General features: G+C 58.9%; 24 protein-coding genes. 13 read left to right on the top strand and 11 right to left on the bottom strand.

What is annotated here, in order from left to right; all coding sequences use genetic code 11:
* Positions 1-153: 153 nt before the first annotated feature.
* Positions 154-372 (bottom strand): hypothetical protein, encoded by a 219-nt coding sequence (locus RUESEDTHA_RS07925; protein WP_171121721.1) that lies wholly within the window; start codon positions 370-372, stop codon positions 154-156.
* Positions 373-508: 136 nt separating this feature from the next.
* Positions 509-1195, bottom strand: a complete 687-nt coding sequence (gene rpe / locus RUESEDTHA_RS07930; RefSeq protein ID WP_180885965.1) for a ribulose-phosphate 3-epimerase — start codon at positions 1193-1195, stop codon at positions 509-511.
* A gap of 166 nt (positions 1196-1361) precedes the next feature.
* Between rpe and phnC the strand changes: the two genes are divergently transcribed.
* From phnC to RUESEDTHA_RS07955, 5 genes are all read left to right on the top strand, one after another.
* Positions 1362-2183, top strand: a complete 822-nt coding sequence (gene phnC, locus RUESEDTHA_RS07935) for a phosphonate ABC transporter ATP-binding protein (protein ID WP_180885967.1) — start codon at positions 1362-1364, stop codon at positions 2181-2183.
* A gap of 63 nt (positions 2184-2246) precedes the next feature.
* Positions 2247-3149: a phosphonate ABC transporter substrate-binding protein gene (gene phnD / locus RUESEDTHA_RS07940; RefSeq protein ID WP_180885969.1), complete on the top strand. Its 903-nt coding sequence runs from the start codon at positions 2247-2249 to the stop codon at positions 3147-3149.
* 68 nt (positions 3150-3217) lie between these two features.
* Positions 3218-4099, top strand: coding sequence for a phosphonate ABC transporter, permease protein PhnE (gene phnE, locus RUESEDTHA_RS07945; RefSeq protein WP_180885971.1), 882 nt, complete (start codon positions 3218-3220; stop codon positions 4097-4099).
* Positions 4096-5451 carry a phosphonate ABC transporter, permease protein PhnE gene (phnE, locus tag RUESEDTHA_RS07950; RefSeq protein WP_180885973.1) on the top strand — a complete coding sequence of 452 codons (1356 nt, stop codon included), beginning with the start codon at positions 4096-4098 and terminating at the stop codon, positions 5449-5451. The genes phnE (RUESEDTHA_RS07945) and phnE (RUESEDTHA_RS07950) overlap by 4 nt, the downstream gene beginning before the upstream one ends.
* Positions 5452-5477: 26 nt before the next feature.
* A complete protein-coding gene (locus tag RUESEDTHA_RS07955; RefSeq protein ID WP_180885975.1) occupies positions 5478-6107 on the top strand; it encodes a chloramphenicol acetyltransferase in 630 nt (209 codons plus the stop codon).
* Between the two features lie 51 nt (positions 6108-6158).
* Here RUESEDTHA_RS07955 and phnF read toward each other — a convergent pair whose 3' ends face one another.
* A complete protein-coding gene (phnF, locus tag RUESEDTHA_RS07960) occupies positions 6159-6869 on the bottom strand; it encodes a phosphonate metabolism transcriptional regulator PhnF (protein WP_180885977.1) in 711 nt (236 codons plus the stop codon).
* Between the two features lie 115 nt (positions 6870-6984).
* Here phnF and phnG point away from each other — a divergent pair, with 115 nt between their 5' ends.
* Genes phnG through phnN form a run of 7 tightly spaced genes read left to right on the top strand, consistent with a single transcriptional unit; the run spans position 6985 to position 11966 of the window.
* Positions 6985-7431, top strand: a complete 447-nt coding sequence (phnG, locus tag RUESEDTHA_RS07965) for a phosphonate C-P lyase system protein PhnG (RefSeq protein ID WP_180885979.1) — start codon at positions 6985-6987, stop codon at positions 7429-7431.
* Positions 7431-8006 carry a phosphonate C-P lyase system protein PhnH gene (gene phnH / locus RUESEDTHA_RS07970; protein WP_180885981.1) on the top strand — a complete coding sequence of 192 codons (576 nt, stop codon included), beginning with the start codon at positions 7431-7433 and terminating at the stop codon, positions 8004-8006. The genes phnG and phnH overlap by 1 nt, the downstream gene beginning before the upstream one ends.
* A gap of 3 nt (positions 8007-8009) precedes the next feature.
* Complete coding sequence (locus RUESEDTHA_RS07975; RefSeq protein ID WP_180885983.1) at positions 8010-9101, top strand: carbon-phosphorus lyase complex subunit PhnI; 1092 nt, start codon at positions 8010-8012, stop codon at positions 9099-9101.
* A complete protein-coding gene (locus RUESEDTHA_RS07980; RefSeq protein WP_180885985.1) occupies positions 9098-9958 on the top strand; it encodes an alpha-D-ribose 1-methylphosphonate 5-phosphate C-P-lyase PhnJ in 861 nt (286 codons plus the stop codon). Before RUESEDTHA_RS07975 ends, RUESEDTHA_RS07980 begins: the two co-directional genes overlap by 4 nt.
* On the top strand, positions 9955-10725 hold the full coding sequence (gene phnK / locus RUESEDTHA_RS07985; protein ID WP_180885987.1) for a phosphonate C-P lyase system protein PhnK: 771 nt from the start codon (positions 9955-9957) through the stop codon (positions 10723-10725). The genes RUESEDTHA_RS07980 and phnK overlap by 4 nt, the downstream gene beginning before the upstream one ends.
* A gap of 12 nt (positions 10726-10737) precedes the next feature.
* Positions 10738-11421 (top strand): phosphonate C-P lyase system protein PhnL, encoded by a 684-nt coding sequence (gene phnL, locus RUESEDTHA_RS07990; RefSeq protein ID WP_180885989.1) that lies wholly within the window; start codon positions 10738-10740, stop codon positions 11419-11421.
* Positions 11418-11966 carry a phosphonate metabolism protein/1,5-bisphosphokinase (PRPP-forming) PhnN gene (gene phnN, locus RUESEDTHA_RS07995; protein WP_180885992.1) on the top strand — a complete coding sequence of 183 codons (549 nt, stop codon included), beginning with the start codon at positions 11418-11420 and terminating at the stop codon, positions 11964-11966. Before phnL ends, phnN begins: the two co-directional genes overlap by 4 nt.
* Here phnN and RUESEDTHA_RS08000 read toward each other — a convergent pair.
* Complete coding sequence (locus tag RUESEDTHA_RS08000) at positions 11948-12631, bottom strand: DUF1045 domain-containing protein (protein WP_180885994.1); 684 nt, start codon at positions 12629-12631, stop codon at positions 11948-11950. The genes phnN and RUESEDTHA_RS08000 overlap by 19 nt on opposite strands.
* Positions 12632-12683: 52 nt before the next feature.
* On the opposite strand from RUESEDTHA_RS08000, the gene RUESEDTHA_RS08005 reads away from it, so the two are divergent.
* The gene (locus tag RUESEDTHA_RS08005) at positions 12684-13823 is read left to right on the top strand and encodes an alpha-D-ribose 1-methylphosphonate 5-triphosphate diphosphatase (RefSeq protein WP_180885996.1); all 1140 of its coding nucleotides are present in this window, start codon (positions 12684-12686) and stop codon (positions 13821-13823) included.
* On the opposite strand, the gene RUESEDTHA_RS08010 is transcribed toward RUESEDTHA_RS08005, so the two are convergent.
* Genes RUESEDTHA_RS08010 through RUESEDTHA_RS08040 form a run of 7 tightly spaced genes read right to left on the bottom strand, consistent with a single transcriptional unit; the run spans position 13824 to position 20321 of the window.
* Positions 13824-14300 carry a class I SAM-dependent methyltransferase gene (locus RUESEDTHA_RS08010; RefSeq protein ID WP_180885997.1) on the bottom strand — a complete coding sequence of 159 codons (477 nt, stop codon included), beginning with the start codon at positions 14298-14300 and terminating at the stop codon, positions 13824-13826.
* Positions 14297-15070 (bottom strand): polysaccharide deacetylase family protein, encoded by a 774-nt coding sequence (locus tag RUESEDTHA_RS08015; RefSeq protein WP_180885999.1) that lies wholly within the window; start codon positions 15068-15070, stop codon positions 14297-14299. The genes RUESEDTHA_RS08010 and RUESEDTHA_RS08015 overlap by 4 nt, the downstream gene beginning before the upstream one ends.
* The gene (locus RUESEDTHA_RS08020) at positions 15067-16209 is read right to left on the bottom strand and encodes a glycosyltransferase family protein (protein WP_180886002.1); all 1143 of its coding nucleotides are present in this window, start codon (positions 16207-16209) and stop codon (positions 15067-15069) included. Before RUESEDTHA_RS08020 ends, RUESEDTHA_RS08015 begins: the two co-directional genes overlap by 4 nt.
* The gene (locus tag RUESEDTHA_RS08025; protein WP_180886005.1) at positions 16206-16790 is read right to left on the bottom strand and encodes a histidine phosphatase family protein; all 585 of its coding nucleotides are present in this window, start codon (positions 16788-16790) and stop codon (positions 16206-16208) included. Before RUESEDTHA_RS08025 ends, RUESEDTHA_RS08020 begins: the two co-directional genes overlap by 4 nt.
* Positions 16787-17863 carry a glycosyltransferase family 4 protein gene (locus RUESEDTHA_RS08030; protein WP_180886008.1) on the bottom strand — a complete coding sequence of 359 codons (1077 nt, stop codon included), beginning with the start codon at positions 17861-17863 and terminating at the stop codon, positions 16787-16789. The genes RUESEDTHA_RS08025 and RUESEDTHA_RS08030 overlap by 4 nt, the downstream gene beginning before the upstream one ends.
* The gene (locus tag RUESEDTHA_RS08035; protein WP_180886010.1) at positions 17863-19110 is read right to left on the bottom strand and encodes a glycosyltransferase family 4 protein; all 1248 of its coding nucleotides are present in this window, start codon (positions 19108-19110) and stop codon (positions 17863-17865) included. The genes RUESEDTHA_RS08030 and RUESEDTHA_RS08035 overlap by 1 nt, the downstream gene beginning before the upstream one ends.
* On the bottom strand, positions 19107-20321 hold the full coding sequence (locus tag RUESEDTHA_RS08040; protein ID WP_180886012.1) for a glycosyltransferase family protein: 1215 nt from the start codon (positions 20319-20321) through the stop codon (positions 19107-19109). Before RUESEDTHA_RS08040 ends, RUESEDTHA_RS08035 begins: the two co-directional genes overlap by 4 nt.
* Positions 20322-20692 lie beyond the last annotated feature (371 nt).

A 20692-nucleotide genomic window follows, 5' to 3' on the forward strand; every position in this document is an offset into this window, starting at 1 on the left:
GTGTCGAAGATCATTGAATAATCGGTAGGACGGGCTTCAGCCCGGCACATCGATAAAACTAAAGAAGGCCGCTCCTCAGGGGGCGGCCTTTTTACTTGGATTGTGTCGTGGGTGCATAAACTTGGCTATGCAGGCCAAAACCCTCTGATCGGCTTAGATTACGCCAGCCAATACCAACCGAACGATATCTTCGCGTTTAAGACTGCGCGCGCGCAGCTCGGCGTCACTCATCAGCCAATAGGCGCGGATTCTGCGGGTTGCCGATCTGGTTTCAGACAGTCTGCGTAGGTTGGAACGGAGGCGACGGCTCAGCAGTTGCCACAATGCGGCAGGGCTAAGGTCATGCGGGCGGTAAACGGTGGATTTGGGCATAACGGTATTTCGTTGCGTTTTGATTGAACCGGTACAATCTACGCACGCGTGTATCGGACAGCTAGCCCCGCCCGGTCATATCCGCTGTGCGTCTGGCGCAATGGCCCAGCGTTTCCGCCGGGCCATGGTATGCAGATCAAATCGCAGCTTCTGCCGCTGCACGAACAGCCCGGATGTTGTCCCCGTAAACGTCTGGTTGCGAAACCGAGCCGCCTTTGAAGACCGCCGATCCTGCCACCAGCACGTCCGCGCCCGCAGCCGCGACCAGTGGGGCTGTTTTCGGGTCCACACCGCCGTCAATCTCAATATGGATAGGGCGGTCACCGATCATCTGACGCAGGCGGCGCACCTTTTCGGTCAGGTCGATGAATTTCTGGCCGCCGAAACCGGGGTTTACTGTCATGACGCAAACAAGATCAGTGAGGTCCAGCAGATGCTCGACCGCTTCGGCCGGGGTGCCGGGGTTAAGGGCGACGCCAGCCTTCATGCCAGCGGCACGAATGGCCTGCAACGTGCGGTGCGTGTGCGGGCCAGCTTCGACATGGGCCGTCAGGATGTCTGCACCGGCTTCGGCATAGGCCTCGATGTAAGGATCGACGGGCGTAATCATCAGGTGCACGTCCATCACCGTTTTTACATGTGGACGAAACGCTTTGACGGCGGGGGGGCCAAAAGTCAGGTTTGGCACGAAATGGCCATCCATCACGTCAACATGGACCCAATCTGCGCCTTGTGCTTCGATCGCCTGAATCTCGGCGCCGAAATTGGCAAAGTCGGCGGACAGGATCGACGGAGCGATTTTGATGCTGCGGTCAAAGGACATGTTTGGCCTCGTGTCAGGATAAAGAGTCGGCCCGCATATACCTGCGATATGCGGAGAAGGGTAGGGCCAACAGCGGCGAGCGCTGCGTTACAAAACTTTCACCCAATCGACACACAGCCGTTGAACACCGCCTTTAGCTAGCCGCCAACACATTTGGGGGTGGCTCGTGCTGCGAATAGAAAAACTGACGAAACGCTTTGGCGAAAATACGGCTGTGGAGGCTGCTTCGCTGGACGTCGACAAGCCGTGCATGATCGGCATCATTGGGCGTTCGGGCGCCGGTAAATCCACCCTCTTGCGCATGATCAACCGCCTGACAGACGCCAGCGACGGAGAGATCATTTTTGAAGGCCGCGATGTAACCAAACTTAAAGGTCGCGAAAAGCGCGCGTGGCAAGCCGATTGCGCGATGATCTTTCAGCAGTTCAATCTGGTGCCGCGTATGGACGTGGTGTCAAACGTGCTGCATGGCACGCTGAACCGGCATTCGACGCTGGCCGCCATGTTCAACCTGTTTCCGATGGACGATATTCACCGCGCTATCGACATTCTGGACCGCCTGGGCATTGCCGAACACGCACCCAAACGGGCCGAGGCGCTGTCGGGCGGTCAGCAACAGCGCGTCGCCATTGCGCGCGCCTTGATGCAGGACCCCAGCATCATTCTGGCGGATGAACCGATCGCCTCGCTGGACCCGATGAACGCCCAAGTGGTGATGCAGGCGCTGCGTCGTATCCACGAAGAGGACGGCCGGACGGTCATTGCCAACCTGCACACGCTGGACACCGCGCGCCGCTATTGTGACCGCGTCGTCGGAATGCGCGACGGGCGTATCGTTTTCGATGGCCTGCCCGAACAACTGACGACCGGTGTCGCGCGCGAGATTTATGGGGCCGATGCTAGCTTCTCGGAAGAGGCGACCTCGACCGAGATCGAAACGCTGGACACGACCCAAAAGGCCCTGATGGAAGCCGAAGCAACCATCTAGGCCCGACCCCCCTTTCATCGACCGGCCGATGAAAGGCCGGCATATCAAACCGGAGAGAGACAGATGAAAAAACTGATTACTGCCCTTGTTGCGACAACTGCGATCGCCGCCCCAGCCATGGCTGCGGATATAAACGAATTCCGCATTGGTATTCTGGGCGGTGAAAACGCTCAGGACCGGCTGAACAACAACGAATGCCTGCGCGAATACACCGAAGAAGCGCTGGGTGTGGAAACCAAGCTGTTCGCGCCTGCCGACTATGACGGCGTGATCCAGGGATTGCTGGGTGGCACCATCGACATGGCGTGGCTGGGTGCCTCGGGCTATGCGAAAACCTACCTGTCTGATCCCGAAGCGGTTGAGCCGGTTCTGGTCAAGGTCAACACCGACGGCGGCTATGGCTACTACTCGATTGGTTTTGCCCGCAAGGACAGCGGCATCACCTCGCTGGACGATATGAAGGGCAAGACTTTTGGTTTTGGCGATCCGAACTCGACCTCGGGCTACCTGATCCCGTCCATCGAAATCCCTGCCGCCACTGGCGCGACCATGGACTCGGGCGACTATTTTGGTGAGGTGAAATTCACCGGCGGTCATGAGCAGACCATCGTTGCCGTAAACAACGGCGATGTTGATGGCGGCGTGACCTGGGCTGACGGTTTGGGCGATTGGGAAGACGGCTATAAGTCTGGCGCTCTGCGCCGTGCTGTTGATGCCGGTCTGGTTGACATGAACGACATGGTCCAGATTTGGAAATCCAAGCCGATCCCCGAAGGCCCGGTTGTGCTGCGCACCGCTCTGCCTGCGGATGTGAAAGAGAAGATGACTGCTCTGATGGCGGGTCTGGCCGAGAAAGACCGCGAGTGTTTCTATGGCGTTGCAGCTGGTGAAGCAAAGGCGTTCGAACCGATCACCCACGAGGCGTATGAGATCATCATCGAAGCACGCAAGCTGAAGTCCAACTAAGCCTGCACAACCCAAAGACCGGGGTCCGGTGTTGAAACCGGACCCCGTTTCCCACTCAGGAGCATTCCATGACAGACCTGACCGCAGGGTCCCCGACCGTTGACCAGATCCGGGCCGACTATTCCGAGACGACACGACGCAAGCGGGTCTATGGTGGTATCCTTCTGATCGTATTCGTGGCTTTGATGGCCGCTGGGTTTCGCACCGCGGATGACCGCAACGCAGGCAGCTTTGTAGACGGCTGGCACCGTATCTTTGACTACCCCGCCGAAGTTCTGTCCGAGGCCTGGGATAAGATCGACGCGCTGCCTGCCAACTTGGTCAAGTTCTTCCCGGCGCTGGTCGAGACAATCAACATTGCTGCTGCATCCACGTTAATTGGCACAATCGCAGGGACTTTTCTGGCACTGATGTCCACGCGGGGTATGGCGCTCTGGCCTGCGCTGATCCCGCTGTTCCGGCGTATTGCCGATATCTGCCGCGCAATTCCTGAGATCGTGATCGCGCTGGTCCTGATCTTTATTCTGGGCGGCGGTCCGGTGCCCGCGATGATCGCCATTGCAATCCATACGGCAGGAGCGCTGGGTAAGCTGTTTTCCGAGGTGAACGAGAACGCATCGCTGAAGCCGGTCGCAGGGTTGCATTCGGTCGGGGCCAACTGGTCGCAGCGTATGTATCTGGGGGTGATCCCTCAGGTCGGACCGAACTATGTCAGCTATGCCTTGCTGCGGTTCGAGATCAACATCCGCGCCTCGGCCATTCTGGGTTTCGTTGGCGCGGGTGGTCTGGGGTACGAACTGCGCAATTCGATGTCGTGGGGGCAGGGGCGCTATGATGAGGCTGCCGCGATCTTCCTGTTGCTGTTTGTCACCATTGTTGTCGTCGACCAAATCTCGGGTCAATTGCGTGATCGCTTGACCCACGGATCCGAGAAAGGAGCGCGGGCATGAGCACCTTCGCCACAAACCTGACCATAGATGAGCTGAAAGCCGAAGCTGACCATCTGTTCAGCCGCAAACGTCTTGTGAATTTCGGCCTGCCCTCGCTGGTGCTGACTTATCTTATCTATGTGTTCTTCGCTTTCGATGTGCCCGGTCTGGCCGAGCGTGCGAATTGGGAAAACGGCAAGACGCTGGTGGCCGACAGCTATAGTTACAAAACCCATATCGAACGCGATAACCGCACCGGAGAAATCTCAGCCGCTATTGAGGGCGAGCGCAAGGGCGCCTATCCTGCGGGCGAAGCGCCAGATTGGGTCACGCTGGGCGAAACCACGGTGATTGATCTGGAGGACGGTCACGTCGTGCGGTTCGGTCCTCGTACCGTTGAATACGATATCCCCGGATACGGCACTGTCCGCGCCACACCCACGCGTGTAGCAGGTGTACAGGCCGAACTGCCTGCAGGCGATGTGCCGGACTGGATCAACATCTCGAAAAACAGGATGGCGATCACGACGGATGCGGGTCGCCTGACAGTGACGCGGAACCGGTCGGAAGTCTTCCGCTACTTCACCGGATGGGAGCTGTACTTCTTCACCCTCGACAGCCCCTATTACGGTAAGTCCTTTCCGCAACTTGTTGGGCTGGCCGCGAATGGTGAAGCCGGGGCGATCCTGAACGATTTCTGGACCAACAAGATGTGGCGGCATCAGGACGTGGCTTGGGCCATATTCGAGACGATCCTGATGGCCTTCCTGGGTACGCTGGGCGCGGGCATGGTCGCGCTGCCGCTGGCCTTCCTTGCAACGCGCAACTTCAACCCGCTGAGGTCGGTTCGGTTTCTGACCCGTCGCGTATTCGACTTTGTCCGGGGCGTGGATGCCTTGATCTGGACTGTCGTGCTGGCCCGCGCTTTTGGTCCCGGACCACTGACAGGTGCGCTGGCCATTCTGGTGACTGACACAGGAACCTTCGGCAAAATCTTCTCGGAAGCGCTGGAAAACGTTGATCAGAAGCAGGTTGAAGGTGTCCAATCCACGGGGGCCAATGCGCCCCAGCGATATCGGTTTGGCGTGATCCCGCAGGTGACGCCCGTTCTGCTCAGTCAGTTGTTGTACTTCCTTGAATCCAACACCCGCAGCGCGACCGTGATCGGTGCCATCACAGGTGGCGGGATCGGGTTGCTGCTGACTCAAGCGATCATCACGCAAAAGGATTGGGAAGAGGTTGCCTATTACATCGTCCTGATCATTCTGATGGTCATGTTGATGGACTGGTTCTCGGGCTGGTTGCGCAGGCGTCTGATCCAGGGGGAAACTGCGCCCAGACGTAAGAAGGCGAAGCTTGTCAAAGCAAGCTGAACTGGCACAGGCAGAAGGATCAAAAGATGGCGCGTCTTCGTTCGGACCAACCTTTCATTCACCCCGATTGCGCGATCTCGAACAGCACCTTTGGCGCATTTGTTGAGATCGGAGCAGGGACGCGAGTCGCGAATTCCGTGGTCGGGGATTACTCGTATTGTGATCGAACTTGTGACATTGCCAATGCCGAGATCGGGAAATTTTCTAATATAGCCAGCTTTACCCGGATTGGGGCAACGGATCACCCGATGGGGAAAGCCTCTCAGCATCATTTTCTCTATCGGTCGGCTGATTATTGGGATGATGCTGAGGACGACGCCCAATGGTTTGCCCGTCGCGCAAGCCGGGTTACGACAATCGGGCACGATACGTGGATTGGACACGCTGCAATCATCAAGCCCGAGGTCACCATTGGCCACGGTGCAGTCGTCGCATCGGGTGCAATCGTTACCAAAGATGTTGCGCCCTATACAATCGTGGGCGGCGTCACGGCACAACCGATCCGACGCCGGTATCCCGAGGCCGTGGCCGAGCGGATGATGACCCTTGCTTGGTGGAACTGGGACAATGCGCGTCTTCGCGCAGCGCTGACGGATTTTCGCGCGCTGGGGGCCGAGGCATTTTTGGAAAAATACGAAAGCGTTCCCGCCTGCTGATACTGCCGACCTTGGCCGCTGCGGTCATAGAAGGCAGGTGCAGATTTCTGCTCAGTCTTCGTTCAATGTCAACGTCACGCGGTCGCCCGCGAACACCGTCCGGCCAAATTCCACGGGCACGCCGTTTGTGTCGGCGTTAATGCCTGTGGAAAACAGAACCGGTGCGCCCTCGGTCAGGCGAAGGTGCAGGGCTTGCGTGGCCGTCGCAGCCCGCGCTGTCAGGCGGGTTGAGACACGGGTGTAGTCCCGCACACCGCACACTTGAAGGGCTTTAGTCACCGATTGCGTCTCGGACAGGGCCACAAGAATATTGGGCAGGCGGTCGGCTGGAAATACACTTTGAAACAGACCAATGGGCTGACCATCAGCCAACGACAGACCATCGTAGACATGAATTGTCGCGCCCGGCTCAAGCTGTAGCGCCTCGGCTTCGGCGTTGTCGGCTGTTCGGGTGGTGAGTGTCAGTATCTTCTTTCCCGGAATCTTGCCGCTGGCCGAAATGCTCTGGTGATACCGCACGCGTTTTCCGATTGGGTAATCCGTCGGACGCGCGGTCACGAACACGCCTGCGCCGCGTCTGGAATGCACCAATCCTTGTTCGGACAGGTCCGATAATGCGCGTCGAACGGTATGCCTGTTTACGCCATGCTGCGAGGCCAACTGCGCCTCGGTTGGAAGTTGATCGCCGGTTTTGTACCGCCCTTCGGCGATGTCCGATGTCAGGCTTAATGCGATGCTTTTCCAGACCGGAGTTTTGCTCATGTCACCAAATCTTCACAGTTCCCCGGATTGCGAGTCGCTCCGGTTGGATGTAATATTTGTCTAGTTGTATAGTACGCATAGACAACCCGGCCAAGAGGGTTTGATGGTGGATCAGATGAAAACAGAAGACATCGCGCGCAAGGAATGGATGGGCCTTCTGGCCCGTGTGCCGTCCGACGTGCTGATTGCGAAATGGGGCGAGTTCGACTTGCGTCCCGATTTTGAGTGGCTTCGTCGACCCGAAGTGGGCGGGGTCATGGTGCGGGGGCGCACTGGCGGAACCGGCGCGGCGTTTAACCTTGGGGAAATGACCGTCACGCGCTGTTCGTTGGCACTGGATGACGGGACAGTCGGGCATGGATATGTGCAGGGTCGCTCAAAATCAAAGGCTGAGGTGGCGGCGCTGATTGATGCGCTGATGCAGACCGACGTTTCAGAAAAAGTCCGCTCACAGGTGATCGAGCCTCTGGCCGAAATGATGCAAGCCGCAAGAACCAGCCGCGCGGCAAAGGCTGCCGCCACAAAGGTAGAGTTCTTTACTCTGGTTCGGGGAGAGGATTGATGACCAAGCAATCCCAGTTCTCAGGCGGTTTCAGTGATGCGTCGATTCAGGCCGCACACGCGTTTCGGGCCGCGATGACGGCGATGGCACGACCGGGCGAGATACGATCACTGACCGGTGGGCTGCCGCCCAAGCCGCTGTCTATCGCCGCAGGTACGCTATTGCTGACGCTTTGCGATCCTGAGACAAACGTTTATCTGGCTGGGGCAGCTGATACACCCGCCGTGCGCCAGTGGCTGACATTTCATACGGGTGCACCGGTCACGGGCGCTGCCGAGGCGGATTTTGCCTTGGGAACGTGGCAGGATCTAGGGCCGCTGACGGCCTATCGCATTGGAACGGCTGAATATCCAGATCGGTCCGCGACCCTGATCGTCGAATGCGCCGAATTGACCAACGCCGGCGCAACACTCAGCGGCCCGGGGATCAGGGATACGGCGTGTTTGTCCCTGCCTGATATCCCGGCTTTGCACGCCAATTCGTCGATGTTTCCGCTGGGCTGTGATTTCTTTTTCACCTGCGGCAGCGAGGTTGCTGCCTTGCCGCGCAGCACGACAATTCGGTCGGAGGGTTAGGCGATGTATGTTGCAGTCAAAGGTGGTGAAAAGGCCATCGAAAATGCGCATTCCTGGCTGGCCGAGGAACGCCGGGGGTCAACGGATGTGGCCGAGTTGAGCATCGCGCAAATCCGCGAACAGCTTTCCTTGGCCGTGAACCGGGTCATGGCCGAGGGGTCTCTGTTCGACCCCGATCTGGCGGCCTTGGCGATCAAGCAGGCGCGGGGCGATCTGATCGAGGCGATATTCCTGATCCGCGCGTACCGAACAACTCTGCCGCGGTTTGGGTGTTCAAATCCGGTGGCCACGGCTGAGATGGCGTGCGACAGACGAATATCGGCCACTTTCAAGGATGCGCCGGGCGGACAGGTTCTGGGGCCGACCTTCGACTACACACACCGTTTGCTGGATTTTAAATTGGCGGCCGAGGGGGAGGTTCCCGACGCGCCAAAGGGCGCTCCGCGCGATGAGCCGACGCCGCATATTACGGAATTTCTGCAAGGCGAGGGGATCATTCAGGATGAGCCCGAAGGCGACGAAACCCCTGACGATCTGACCCGGCAGCCGATGGAATTTCCGTCCAAACGTCCGTTGCGGCTTCAATCCCTGACGCGCGGCGATGAAGGTTTCGTGTTAGGCATGGCGTATTCGACCCAGCGCGGATACGCCCGCAACCATGCCTTTGTCGGGGAATTGCGCATCGGCAAAGTCGCGGTTGAGATGGATATCCCGGAACTGGATTTCGCCATCGACATAGGCGAGGTTGAACTGACCGAATGCGAAACGGTCAACCAGTTCAAAGGTTCAAAGACCGAACCACCCCAGTTCACGCGGGGCTATGGATTGGTTTTTGGCCAATCAGAACGCAAGTCAATCGCGATGGCTTTGGTCGACCGCGCCCTCAGGTGGAAGGAACTGGGCGAAGACAATCTGGGCGCCCCCGCGCAGGATGAGGAATTTGTCCTGAGCCACGCCGACAACATTCAGGCCACAGGGTTCCTCGAACATATCAAGCTGCCGCATTACGTGGATTTCCAGTCCGAGTTGGAACTGGTCCGAAAGCTGCGTCGCGAAGCCGAAGAGCGCATCACGCCGAAGGAGGCAGCGGAATGAGCGAGTACAATTTTGCATATCTGGACGAACAGACCAAGCGTATGATCCGCAGGGCCATCCTCAAAGGTTTGGCGGTGCCCGGCTATCAGGTGCCATTCGCCAGTCGTGAAATGCCGATGCCCTATGGCTGGGGTACGGGTGGGGTGCAGGTGTCAGCTGCGACGCTTACCCCGGATGACACGTTCAAGGTGATCGACCAAGGCGCGGATGACACCACCAACGCCGTTTCGATCCGCAAGTTCTTTGAGAACACGGCAGGCGTCGAAACCACCGAGGAAACCGAAAAGGCAAGCCTCATCCAGACTCGCCACCGCATCCCCGAGGCCAAGCTGCGCGAGGATCAGATCATTGTCTATCAGGTGCCGATCCCCGAACCGCTGCGTTTTCTGGAGCCGCGCGAGACCGAGACCCGCAAGATGCACAGCCTTGAAGAATATGGGCTGATGCACGTCAAATTGTACGAGGACATCAGCCAGCATGGGGCGATTTCAACCTCGTACGCCTATCCGGTGAAGGTGTCGGGGCGGTATGTGATGGATCCGTCTCCGATCCCGAAATTCGACAATCCCAAGCTTGAGATGGACGCGATCCAACTGTTCGGGGCAGGGCGCGAACAGCGCATCTATGCCGTACCGCCACACACCAAGGTCGTGTCTCTGGATTTTGAGGATTACCCTTTTGAGGCGACGAAAGCCGACCACCCCTGCGATCTGTGCGGTGCCGAAGACAGTTATCTGGACGAAGTTATCACCGATGATGCGGGCAGCCGAATGTTTGTCTGCTCTGACACCGATTACTGCCGCTGCCGACGTGAAGCGGGCCATACAGGTCGCATGACCAAGGATGTTGCAGCATGACCCCTCTGCTACAAGTCAAAGACATCGAGAAACGATACGGAACCAGGATTGGGTGCTCGGGCGTCAGCTTCGATCTTTATCCGGGCGAAGTCATGGGGATCGTCGGCGAAAGCGGTTCGGGCAAATCGACGTTGCTGAATTGTCTGGCCGGTCATCTAGAGCCTGACGCGGGTCAGGTGATTTTTGATACGCGCGCGGACGGACCTGTGGATACGGTAACCATGTCGGAACCCGAACGGCGAATGCTGGGTCGGACGGACTGGGCTTTTGTTCATCAGCATGCACGCGACGGGCTGCGCATGTCCGTCAGCGCTGGCGGCAATATTGGAGAGCGCCTGATGGCCGTCGGCGACTGTCACTATGGTCAGATCCGCGACCGGGCGATTGATTGGCTGGGTCGTGTCGAGATTGACGGAAGTCGGGTGGATGACCGCCCGACGGCATTTTCAGGCGGGATGCAACAGCGGTTGCAAATTGCGCGCAATCTGGTGACCGGCCCCCGGCTGGTGTTCATGGACGAACCGACGGGCGGGCTGGATGTGTCGGTGCAGGCCCGGCTGCTGGACCTGTTGCGCGGTCTGGTCCGTGAGATGGGGCTGAGTGCCATCATTGTCACCCATGACTTGGCTGTGGTGCGATTGCTGGCGGACCGGCTGATGGTGATGAAGGACGGCTACGTAGTCGAGGCGGGTTTGACCGATCAGGTTCTGGACGATCCGCAACATGCCTACACGCAGTTGCTTGTTTCAAGCGTGCTGCAGGTTTGAAGGAATAAGGCAATGATTGAACTGATCGGTGTGAACAAAAGTTTTACCCTGCACAATCAGGGCAGCGCGGTCATTCCAGTGATGGAGGGCGCGACGCTCAGGGTATCGCCCGGAGAATGCGTCGCGCTGACGGGGGCTTCGGGCGCGGGAAAGTCGACCTTGATGCGGGTGATCTACGGTAACTATCTGGCTGCATCCGGGCAGGTTCTGGTCGGTGGGCTCGATGTGGCGCAGGCCGAGCCGCGCCAGATATTGGCGCTGCGGCGCGATACGTTGGGATATGTCAGCCAGTTCCTCAGGGTTGTTCCGCGCGTCCCAACGCTTGAGGTGGTGGCCGAGCCGTTGCTTGCGATTGGAACGGAAAAGCAGGCGGCGCTGGATCGGGCGGCCGCATTGCTGGCCCGGTTGAACATTCCAGAACGGCTGTGGCAGCTTAGTCCAACTACTTTTTCAGGCGGTGAACAGCAGCGCGTGAATATTGCACGAGGCTTTGCGCACACCTATCCCGCGATGTTGCTGGACGAGCCGACCGCCTCGCTGGACGCGCAGAACCGCGATATAGTGCTGTCCCTGATCGAGCGGGCCAAAGAGCGCGGCGCTGCCATTGTCGGTATTTTCCACGATGTCGAAGCGCGAAACCGTGTGTGTGATCGGGAAATCGACGTGTCAGGGTTCACACCGGGCAAGGCCGCATGACCCGCGCCCCTGTCATAGCGGTTGTCGGCCCGTCCGGGGTGGGCAAGGACAGTGTGATGGAGGCACTGGTTGTGCGCGCGCCCGGAATTCTAAGAGTGCGGCGCGTGATTACCCGGCCCAAGGGCAAAGAGGGCGAAGATTTTGACCGGGTCGCTGAAGATGCCTTTCAACACATGGTGGCCGACGATGCGTTTATTTTGCACTGGTCGGCGCATGGGCTGAATTATGGCGTCCCGCGTTCGATCGAGACCTTCAGACAAACCGTTGATGCGGTACTTGTGAACCTGTCGCGCGCTGTCTTGCTTCGGGCGCAGGAGGTGTTTGGCGACCTGATCGTAATCTCGCTGACCGCCGACCCCGAGGTTCTTGCCCAACGACTAGCAAGCCGTGGGCGTGAAACCACAGCCGAACAAGAACGGCGTTTGGCGCGTGCGGAAACCAATTTGCCCGAAGGCCTTGTGAAGGTCTTTGAGGTCGATAATTCCGGCCCGTTGGATCAGACGATTGATACTATTCTGAACCGGCTTCAGCCGGAAAGGGCGTAACGATGGATCATGTGAAAGCACCCATCCTCAGCCTCGCCCACAAGGGCCAGATCTTTGATCTGAAACGGATTTGGCAGCAAAGGCGCAAGCCAGTCTTCCAGCGTATTCTGCACCTTGGACAGCGTAGGTTTGTTCAGATGCCCGCTGAGTGTGATGTGAAAGCGGAACGCCTCGATCACGTAGGGATAGCCCCATTGCACGAGATTGGCCTCTTGTACCGGTGTCAGACCCGCGCCGCGCCGACGGTCAAGTTCAGATTGGGGCGCGGGCGCGCGAAATGCGTCCAGTTCCCGAACACAGCCAGCGGCCAGAGCATTCAGGTCGGTGGTGTCTCCGACAGGGCGAAGAGCCAGAAACCGGCCAAGACGTGCGATCTCAAGCCCGTCCAGCACCACGGGCGCGCGTGTGGCCGCAAATTCAGCGCAGGCCGCGTGCAGACCGTCAAACGACTGCCCGTCCGCCAGTCGGAACGGAGGCTTCATTGTTGCATGCAGCCCGTATTTTCGCGGAACCTCAGTCACCGAGGAAACGTCAACCCCGGCGATGTCCAGATGGGCCACGGCTTGTCCGGTCTCCATGTCCCAACCCAGCCATTGGGTCGCAAATTTTGTCCAACCGGCCTCAGCCGGGGGCGCAAAATATATCGCGTATCGCGTGAATGTCACATTGGCCTCCTATGCGTGGCCTTCCCAATAGCTCAAACCGTGTGAAATTCAGATGACAGAAGAAATGATCCTTGCCAATGCCACACTCGTTCTTCCCAACGAGACGTTAACAGGCAGCGTTCGGATTGCGGGTGAGACAATTACCGAGGTCGCGTCGGGTGCCGCGATTCCTGCCGGTGCGATTGACTGCGAAGGGGATTATGTCTGCCCCGGACTGGTCGAATTGCACACCGACAATCTGGAACGTCACATTCAGCCACGCCCCAAGGTCGACTGGCCCCACGCTGCGGCCATCCTCGCACATGATGCTGAACTGGCCAGCACAGGGATCACCACCGTGTTTGACGCCATGCGCATCGGCTCGATCCCCAGCGGCCAGCGTTATAAGAAATATGCGCGTGACCTGTCCCGCGAGCTTTGGCAACTGCGCGAGCAGGACGCGCTGAAGATCAGCCATTTCCTGCACCTTCGGGCAGAAGTCTGTTCCGAGACACTGGTCGAGGAGCTTGACGAGTTTGATGCAGGCGACCGTGTGGGCCTTGTGTCACTGATGGATCATACGCCAGGTCAACGGCAGTTCCGGGACATGACCCAGCTTGAGGCTTATATGAAGGGCAAGCATGGCATGAATGATGACGACTTTCTTCAGCATGTCGCCTTGCTCAAGGCGTTGCGCGAACGCTTTGGCGACAGGCACGAAGTCGAAACGGTCAAGGCCGCCCGACGCTTTGGCGCGATGCTGGCCAGCCACGATGACACCACGGCTGCACAAGTGCGCACATCCTCAGGGCATGGGATTACGCTGGCTGAATTTCCTACTACGGTTGAGGCCGCTCGCGCCTGCCATGATCACGGAATCAAGGTGATGATGGGTGCTCCGAATGTCATCCGGGGCGGGTCCCATTCCGGCAATGTTGCGGCGCATGAACTGGCCAATCTGGGGCATCTCGACATTTTGTCGTCAGACTATGTGCCCGCCGCCCTTTTGCTGTCGGCAACACGATTGGGCGAAATGTGGGGCGACATGGCACGTGGTTTGCGCACCGTGACGCAGACGCCTGCACAGGTCGTCGGACTGAATGATCGCGGCGAATTGCGCGCCGGGGCTCGCGCGGACGTCATTCGGTTCCGAATGCGCGAGGACGCGCCTGCGCTTAATGGTGTCTGGTCGCGTGGGCGCCGTGTGGCCTGATCAGGCCCTGTAGAACAGATACCGGTCCGGGGCGATGGTGTCCGGGCCGCTAATCTGGTCGAACCCCACCAAGGGCTGACCCGAGATCAATAGCCCGCCCGGTCGCATCACGCGCGATATAAGGGGGCTGAGACGAGCCGCTTCGGCCACGTCCTCGTCCTTGATACCGCGCCCAAAATCATAGTGAGCCATCGCCAATTTTTGCCCACCAGCGGCCAGCTTTTCGAGCATGGGTTCCGCTTCGCCCTGCAGAAAATCTTCGGCTGGTGGAGTGCTGGATGGGTGGCATTGCAGAACCCGGTCCATCACCCAGATTCGGCGGTCTGGCAGGATTTCCCTGAGGTGATCATAGGTCCGACCGTTTCCCAGACCCATATCCAGAACGTCCCCGGTCATGTCGGATATCTGTTCGGCTGCCCAGTTCAGCCCATCTCGTTGCGCTGTCAGGCGGCGCAGCATGGAATCCAGTCGGCTCATTCGGGTCTCCGTTTTGTGTCGTTTTGCTGCGCGGTCCAGATAACGGCAGGCCCATCCAGAAGCCGGTGCAACAGGTCTTGTGTGAATGTCCAGATGTCTTCGTTATGAACAAGGTGATGGGTCAGAACGCCAAAGGGCTCAGCGTTGTCGGTACGCCTCTCACGGCGATCCCGCAGCAATTCCACGGCTTGATTGATCAGGACGTCCGGGGCGATCAATCCCCGTGTTCCGCGCCAGTCAATCGGATCCAGATGTGTATTGACCTGCTGAAGCCCTAACACCGGGTAAGCGGCGTTTCGCGGTGTGGCAGTAGACAGAAACTGGTAACCCAAATCGGGCAGTTCTTTTACAACGTCCGGGGCAATTCGGTTCCATGGCGGTACGAACATCGGGCACAACCGTTCGCCGAACGATACTTTCAATCGGTCCAGCCCGTCTTGTGCGTCCTTCAGTATTTTTGACATAGGCCGGTGCAGGCGGAATTCTGACTTCTTCTCGCCCTGCGGTGCGTGGTTTTGATGGGCCCATCCGTGAACGACCGGGATCAGGCAGGGGGTGTCAGTCACATGGTCCGTTAGCGCGTCGTCCGCGTCCTGCGGGATCACAGCCAGATGCACTGGCAAATCAAGCCTATCCGACAGGGCCGTCAGACGATCAAGCTGCGGTGTGGTGGTCGTTGCATCGTCGTCGCGCCACCAAAGAGGCAGCGACAGGCCCATGTTGTGCCAGACCTCAAGCTCAACCATCAAAGGACGCCAATCGACGATCATGTGCGCCGCTCCCAAAGGGTCTTGGCGATGTCCACAGACCTGGCTGCCCCGTCAAACCCAAATTCTGCGACTGTTCTGGTGGGGGCATCAATAACGCGATCCACCGCCATCGCCAACGTTTCGCCGTTAAGGAACTGACTTGGTAGAACGTCAATTGCGGGAAGGTTCGAAAGACTTCGCCCGCGTAGGGTTTGCTCAACCTCTTTGCCATCATCGAAGGGCACGAATACAGCGGCTGTTCCCGTCTGAAGGATGTCTAGTGCGGTGTTATATCCGCACATGCTGACCGATGCGGCCGCGTGGGGCAGCATTTGACGGAAATCTTGTCGTACTCGTTCAAGTGTTACGGGAGCGTCGCCAACGTATTGGGATAGGCGATCAATGCGTTCGCGTGCGTCCTGTCCACCGACCAGCAGGCGCCAGCGCCTGCTGGACATCTTTCGGGCGGCTTCGATAGCCGCGCGAAAGATTGGTTGCCCCACCGATCCCCCTCCGGCGCTGACAAGCACTTCGCCCCGACCCACGGCGTCGGGGTGCGGATCAGGTGCATTGGGCGCAACAAAGCCCGTGTAGAATAGCCGTTTCTCAAGCTGTTCCGAGACAGGCCAGCTTAGACCCAGCGGAACGGCTTTCTGATCGGAATGGACCAAAATGCCGTCATAGGTCCCCAGCACGATCTGCTCGGTGCGTTCAGCCTTTGCTGGCTTGGACGGCGGAGCAAGAATATCCCGCACAGATCCCAAGATGACGGGTTTGGCAGGCAGTTCCTGCGCCGCGTCAAGTGCTGCGCTGAATTCACCCGTCAACGATCTGCGCCCAAAAGGATAAAGCTCGGTGATAAGAATGTCCGGCGCAAAGGATCGCACCGCCTCTACCAGCGCCCGTTTGCGTGCCTGAAAATAGGCGTCATCGGCAACGTCGCCTGTTTGCGTCAGCAGTCGCGTGAAATCCGTACCGTCCGATCGCAAAGGTGGTAACCCAAACACCGTCATTCCGGCGCTGTCCAGTTGCGGCGCGGGCATCCCGCCGGACACCAGCAGGACCTGATGGCCGTCTTGCGCAAAGGCCCGCCCCAACGTGAGAGCGCGGCTCAGGTGCCCTGTCCCCAGCAGATGGGTGACGACGATCATCACTTTCATTCGGGAACCTCTGCCCGGATCAGGCGGACGGGCTCGGGGTCGGGGCGCATTGTATCCATATCAATGATATACAGGCGGTTGCGCTTGATTTTGAAGGGGGGGATCCCGCTAAAATCCCAACCCCAGGCCAGTGCCAGAATGACCCGCATGATACCGATATGGCAGACCGCTACGGTATCTGCGCGCAGCGAGTCCAGCCACGGGCGCAATCGCATCTTCACATCCGCAGGGCTTTCCCCGTTCGGAGGTCGAAAATCCCATCCCCAATCCTCGATATGACGATAGCCGCTGCCAGCATCTGCGATCAGGTCGACACCGCGCAGACCTTCCCATTCGCCCCAGTTCATTTCGGTCAGTGCAGCGGACATCATGGGGTCTTGTCCCGATACCAACTGGGCCGTTTCGCGGGCCCGCGCAAGCGGGCTGGACCAAATGTCCGCCGTGTCCCACGGTTGCGGCAGGCTGTAGGTCGACAAGTCCTGGCGCGCTTCTTCGTCAAGATTGATGTCGCTGCGCCCTTGTATGCGACCGGCGCGGTTCCATTCCGTATGTCCGTGGCGCAGCAGGGCAAGGCGGGTCATTGGCGTCCCTCGATCAATTGGCGTGCGGCTTGCCAGAACCTGTCCGTGGCCGCAGGCATGAGGTGTCGTGACGCAATCCGTTCGCGCGACATACGTCCGATTGATTGGCGCAGCGGCTTGTCATTCAGCAGGTCTTGAAGGCGCGCGGCAAGCGCAGAAGGACCGGAGTCCACCGACGGATAGTCACCCGGAGCCAAAACATCACGAACGCCCGGCCTGTCCTGAGCCACAACCGGAACACCGTTGGCTTGTGCTTCCAGATAGATCATTCCATAGGCCTCGTTCACACCGGGCCAAACCAGCAGGGACGCGGTTTGATAATGGGCGTGCAACGCGTCCCGGTTCAGTTGGCCCAGAAATTGCACCTTTGAACCGAAGGGGGACATCAACGCCTCGACCTCAGCGCGGGCCGGGCCATCCCCGGCTAATTTCAGGGACCAATCGCCCTGCAAGTGACCCAACGATTGCGCCAGAATCTCGTAGGAGGCCAGTTTGTCGCCATGTCGCATCATTCCAACCGTCAGCATCGGTCCCGCGCATGTTGATGGGGCCGGCAGCTCTGAAACTGGTAGGAACGGGGGCAATTCCACCAGACGTTGGTTTCCAAACCTTTCCCGCTCCAGCGTAATCAGGTCGTTGGCGGTGTGGTAATAGATCACCTGCGCAGCGTCGCATGCATCGTGTGCAGCTTGCGCGAAACGGGCCCATGGGCCTTTTAACCTGCTTGTGGCGCGCGTGCTTTCCAATTGCACATAGGGGATGTTGCGGGCTTTACATACGAGAGGGCCCAGCAGGTCTGGCGCCTTGTAATAATTGTGATAGGTCACCCACAGCGCCGTATCCGCAGGTAATTCTGTAATCAGCCTCTGCGCCTCTGTCTCGGCGTGCTTGCGCAATTCCTCTTGGACGACGGTGTCGCCGGTTTTGTCGTAAATGCGCAGGCGCGACACCAGATTAACCGTGTCACCTTGCGCGCCAATGGCCTGCATCAGGTTGCGCGCCATTTCACGATCGCCCGAAGGCACCGGGCTGTCCGGTGATTTCATTGGCGTGTAAAAGGCGACGCTTGCCATTAGTCCGGACCCGCGCCAAGGGCGCTGAGCCGCTGGGAAAGACGCGCAATGCCCGGATCCATCCGAAACTCGGCGATGAGTCGGTCATAGGCAGCGTCTGCCATCGCTGCTGTTTCGCCGGGATCGTTGGCCATCTGGGTCATGGCGGCAGCAAGGGCCACAGGATCGTCGTCGGACAAAACGCCATGCTGACCGGTTTCGATGAACTCTGGGATCGCGGAAATGGGTGTTGACAGGATCGGCAGGCGCTGAGACGCGGCCTCCATCAGCACGTTGGGCAAGCCGTCCCGGTCCCCATCTGATGCGATGCGGCTGGGCAGCACAAACAAGTTGGCCTTGCGCATGGCAGCGATGACTTCCGGCTGGTCGCACGCGCCTTTCCACTCGATCCGATGCGCGACCCCAGCGGCCTGTGCGCGGTCCTGCAGAACCTGTCCCAAAGTCCCGCCGCCGATATGCGTCCAGTGCCAGTTCAGTTCGTCCGGCAGCATTGCAAGCGCGTCGATCAGACGGTCGAACCCCTTCTTTTCGACCAGCCGCCCAACGGACAACATGTGAAACGGGTCATTCAGGGCGCGGGGCGTTCGATCTGGTGGGGGCGGGAACCGCGTCAGGTCCAACCCGTGATAGATCAAATCAACCCGCTTTGGATCGTCGGCCAGACTGCGCAGATGTTCCGCCCCGACGGCGGTACAGGTCGCGCCAAACGCAGCGCCATGCGTGCCGGCCTGCAGCTTTTCGGACTTTTCCCAATCAGGTGACGTCCAAATGTCCTTGGCGTGGGCGGAAAAACTCCAAGGCAAGCCGCGCATGATGGCTGCATAGCGGGCGACGGATGACGGCGTATGCATGAAGTGGGCATACATCGCCCGCGTCGCCTGCGGCAGTTCGGCGGCCAGAACGCACGCCTGCCCAAAGCGTCGAATGCGGTTATGCGTCGGGTCGCGGCGCAGATCAGCGCGCCAGACCCGATAGGCCTCGGCATAGCCAGATAAGCCTTTGGCCTTTTGCCGGGCCGCCCAGACGCGATCAGGCTCTTGGTAAAGGTATTCAGGCAAGTAATGTACCTGCCCCTTGAACCGATCATGCAGCGGGTGGCGTTTTACATCCGTTGGATGCCGCAGGGACCAGATATCAAAGCGATGGCCTGCGTCCTGCAAGGCAACCAGTTCTTGCGCGATGAACGTCTCGGACAGGCGCGGCCACCCTTTGACCAGCACCGCCAGTTTCGGAGGGATGGACGTCATCCGGTGGCCCGTTCCCGTTCACCGCCAAGTAGGGCGTCAACCCGGCTGGTGACATAATCCAGCCCATCCAGCAGCCCGTCTTGAATGGCCTGAGAGGGCAGCGGCTGATGGGGCAGCGCGCGGATCGCCCGAACCATCGCGTCTGTGGTCAGCCCGTCCCGGTTTTCGTCCAGCATCCGCACCAGCCCCAGACCTTCGGCACGCGAGGCCCGGATCCATTGTTCCAATCTTGGCGTTGTGCGCGGAACAATGACAGCGCGTTTGTCGAAAGACAGCACTTCGCAGAAGGTGTTGTAGCCCCCCATACAAACCACGCCAGCGGCACCCGCAAATAGTGTTTCGATCTGGGATTCAAAGCCCACGGCTGTCACGCGGCCATTCAGGGCGGCGACGCGTGTTTCAAAATCTTCGCGCAACTCACCGGACAGGAAAGGGCCATAGACCAGTACGGCCCGAGGGGAAAGGTCCGGGTCCTGTTCGTAGGCGGACAAAACCAGATTGACCATCGCCTTACCGTCGCCACCGCCGCCCGGAGTAATCAGGATATAGGGTTGCTTTGGCGGTTCGCCCACTGGCCCCAAATCACGCCGCAGGTAGCCCGTCCAATGGATGCGGGATTGTGCAGCCGCGCTAAGGGGTAGCCCACTGGTGGGATCATAGATCGACCGCAAGCCATATACCCAGATTTCGTCATAGTATTTTTCGGTCGCGGTAACGGCTTCTTTCCGGTCCCACTCGGCAGCAAGAACTTCGGGTTCATCAAGAACGTCGCGCAACCCCAAGACCAAACGTGTGTCCTTGGTTTGATATAGCGTTTCAAGCGTTGGCAGCAGCTCACCGCGAAATCCGGTGGGTTCCTTGTCGACAATCAGAACGTCGGGTTCGAACTGCTGGACCGCAGTTTGTATCAAGCCTGCCCGCAGTTCCGTCACCTCTTCAATGCCCATGCCCATCGTTTGCGAGGCATAGGACCCATCAGCCCGTTTCGTCACCCCGGGCAGGCGGACGTGGTCCACACGGCGCGGAAATGTGAATCGGCCCGCGACCGGTGATCCCGTAAGGATCAGCGCAGATGCGCTCGGGTCAGCCTGCGTAATCGCCGAGGCCAAGGCACGAGACCGGCGCAAATGGCCCAATCCAAACGTATCGTGGCTGTAAAACAGGATGCGGGGCGCACGGCCGATTGTATCTTTTTGTCTTCCTAGGCTCATGCTTTCGCCTGTCTTAGTGTTCCGGTGCAACTCCGCGCGCTTGCACCTGTATCGTATATGTTTTCCCTGCGCTTGCAAAAACTCGGTTGAGATGACCCGAAACTGGTAAGCATTGCGATTTAGCTACATATTAGTTGAGATTTGCCAGATATTCCCTGTCCTACATCAAACACAGAGCGCAGGCATCAGTTTGCAGTCTGTATGGTGGGTCATATGCAGTTTTTTCTGGGTTGAAAACACTTCAATTGGCGTCGGTGCATCCGAGACACGAATAGACACGATCACGAGAAGCGCGAGGCTGATTATTTGAACACCGCGTCACGCTTCTGTAGTGTTTTGTGCAAATGCCGAACTGGATCGAACACCTGATG

The organism is Ruegeria sp. THAF57, from assembly GCF_903914075.1.
GTDB lineage: Bacteria > Pseudomonadota > Alphaproteobacteria > Rhodobacterales > Rhodobacteraceae > Ruegeria.

Excerpts from the sequence above, each read along its gene's own strand:
- RUESEDTHA_RS07925 (WP_171121721.1), bottom strand. The coding sequence starts at position 372 with ATGCCCAAATCCACCGTTTACCGCCCGCATGACCTTAGCCCTGCCGCA.
- rpe (WP_180885965.1), bottom strand. The coding sequence starts at position 1,195 with ATGTCCTTTGACCGCAGCATCAAAATCGCTCCGTCGATCCTGTCCGCC.
- phnD (WP_180885969.1), top strand. The coding sequence starts at position 2,247 with ATGAAAAAACTGATTACTGCCCTTGTTGCGACAACTGCGATCGCCGCC.
- phnE (WP_180885971.1), top strand. The coding sequence starts at position 3,218 with ATGACAGACCTGACCGCAGGGTCCCCGACCGTTGACCAGATCCGGGCC.
- phnE (WP_180885973.1), top strand. The coding sequence starts at position 4,096 with ATGAGCACCTTCGCCACAAACCTGACCATAGATGAGCTGAAAGCCGAA.
- RUESEDTHA_RS07955 (WP_180885975.1), top strand. The coding sequence starts at position 5,478 with ATGGCGCGTCTTCGTTCGGACCAACCTTTCATTCACCCCGATTGCGCG.
- phnF (WP_180885977.1), bottom strand. The coding sequence starts at position 6,869 with ATGAGCAAAACTCCGGTCTGGAAAAGCATCGCATTAAGCCTGACATCG.
- phnG (WP_180885979.1), top strand. The coding sequence starts at position 6,985 with ATGAAAACAGAAGACATCGCGCGCAAGGAATGGATGGGCCTTCTGGCC.
- phnH (WP_180885981.1), top strand. The coding sequence starts at position 7,431 with ATGACCAAGCAATCCCAGTTCTCAGGCGGTTTCAGTGATGCGTCGATT.
- RUESEDTHA_RS07975 (WP_180885983.1), top strand. The coding sequence starts at position 8,010 with ATGTATGTTGCAGTCAAAGGTGGTGAAAAGGCCATCGAAAATGCGCAT.
- RUESEDTHA_RS07980 (WP_180885985.1), top strand. The coding sequence starts at position 9,098 with ATGAGCGAGTACAATTTTGCATATCTGGACGAACAGACCAAGCGTATG.
- phnK (WP_180885987.1), top strand. The coding sequence starts at position 9,955 with ATGACCCCTCTGCTACAAGTCAAAGACATCGAGAAACGATACGGAACC.
- phnL (WP_180885989.1), top strand. The coding sequence starts at position 10,738 with ATGATTGAACTGATCGGTGTGAACAAAAGTTTTACCCTGCACAATCAG.
- phnN (WP_180885992.1), top strand. The coding sequence starts at position 11,418 with ATGACCCGCGCCCCTGTCATAGCGGTTGTCGGCCCGTCCGGGGTGGGC.
- RUESEDTHA_RS08005 (WP_180885996.1), top strand. The coding sequence starts at position 12,684 with ATGACAGAAGAAATGATCCTTGCCAATGCCACACTCGTTCTTCCCAAC.
- RUESEDTHA_RS08010 (WP_180885997.1), bottom strand. The coding sequence starts at position 14,300 with ATGAGCCGACTGGATTCCATGCTGCGCCGCCTGACAGCGCAACGAGAT.
- RUESEDTHA_RS08015 (WP_180885999.1), bottom strand. The coding sequence starts at position 15,070 with ATGATCGTCGATTGGCGTCCTTTGATGGTTGAGCTTGAGGTCTGGCAC.
- RUESEDTHA_RS08020 (WP_180886002.1), bottom strand. The coding sequence starts at position 16,209 with ATGAAAGTGATGATCGTCGTCACCCATCTGCTGGGGACAGGGCACCTG.
- RUESEDTHA_RS08025 (WP_180886005.1), bottom strand. The coding sequence starts at position 16,790 with ATGACCCGCCTTGCCCTGCTGCGCCACGGACATACGGAATGGAACCGC.
- RUESEDTHA_RS08030 (WP_180886008.1), bottom strand. The coding sequence starts at position 17,863 with ATGGCAAGCGTCGCCTTTTACACGCCAATGAAATCACCGGACAGCCCG.
- RUESEDTHA_RS08035 (WP_180886010.1), bottom strand. The coding sequence starts at position 19,110 with ATGACGTCCATCCCTCCGAAACTGGCGGTGCTGGTCAAAGGGTGGCCG.
- RUESEDTHA_RS08040 (WP_180886012.1), bottom strand. The coding sequence starts at position 20,321 with ATGAGCCTAGGAAGACAAAAAGATACAATCGGCCGTGCGCCCCGCATC.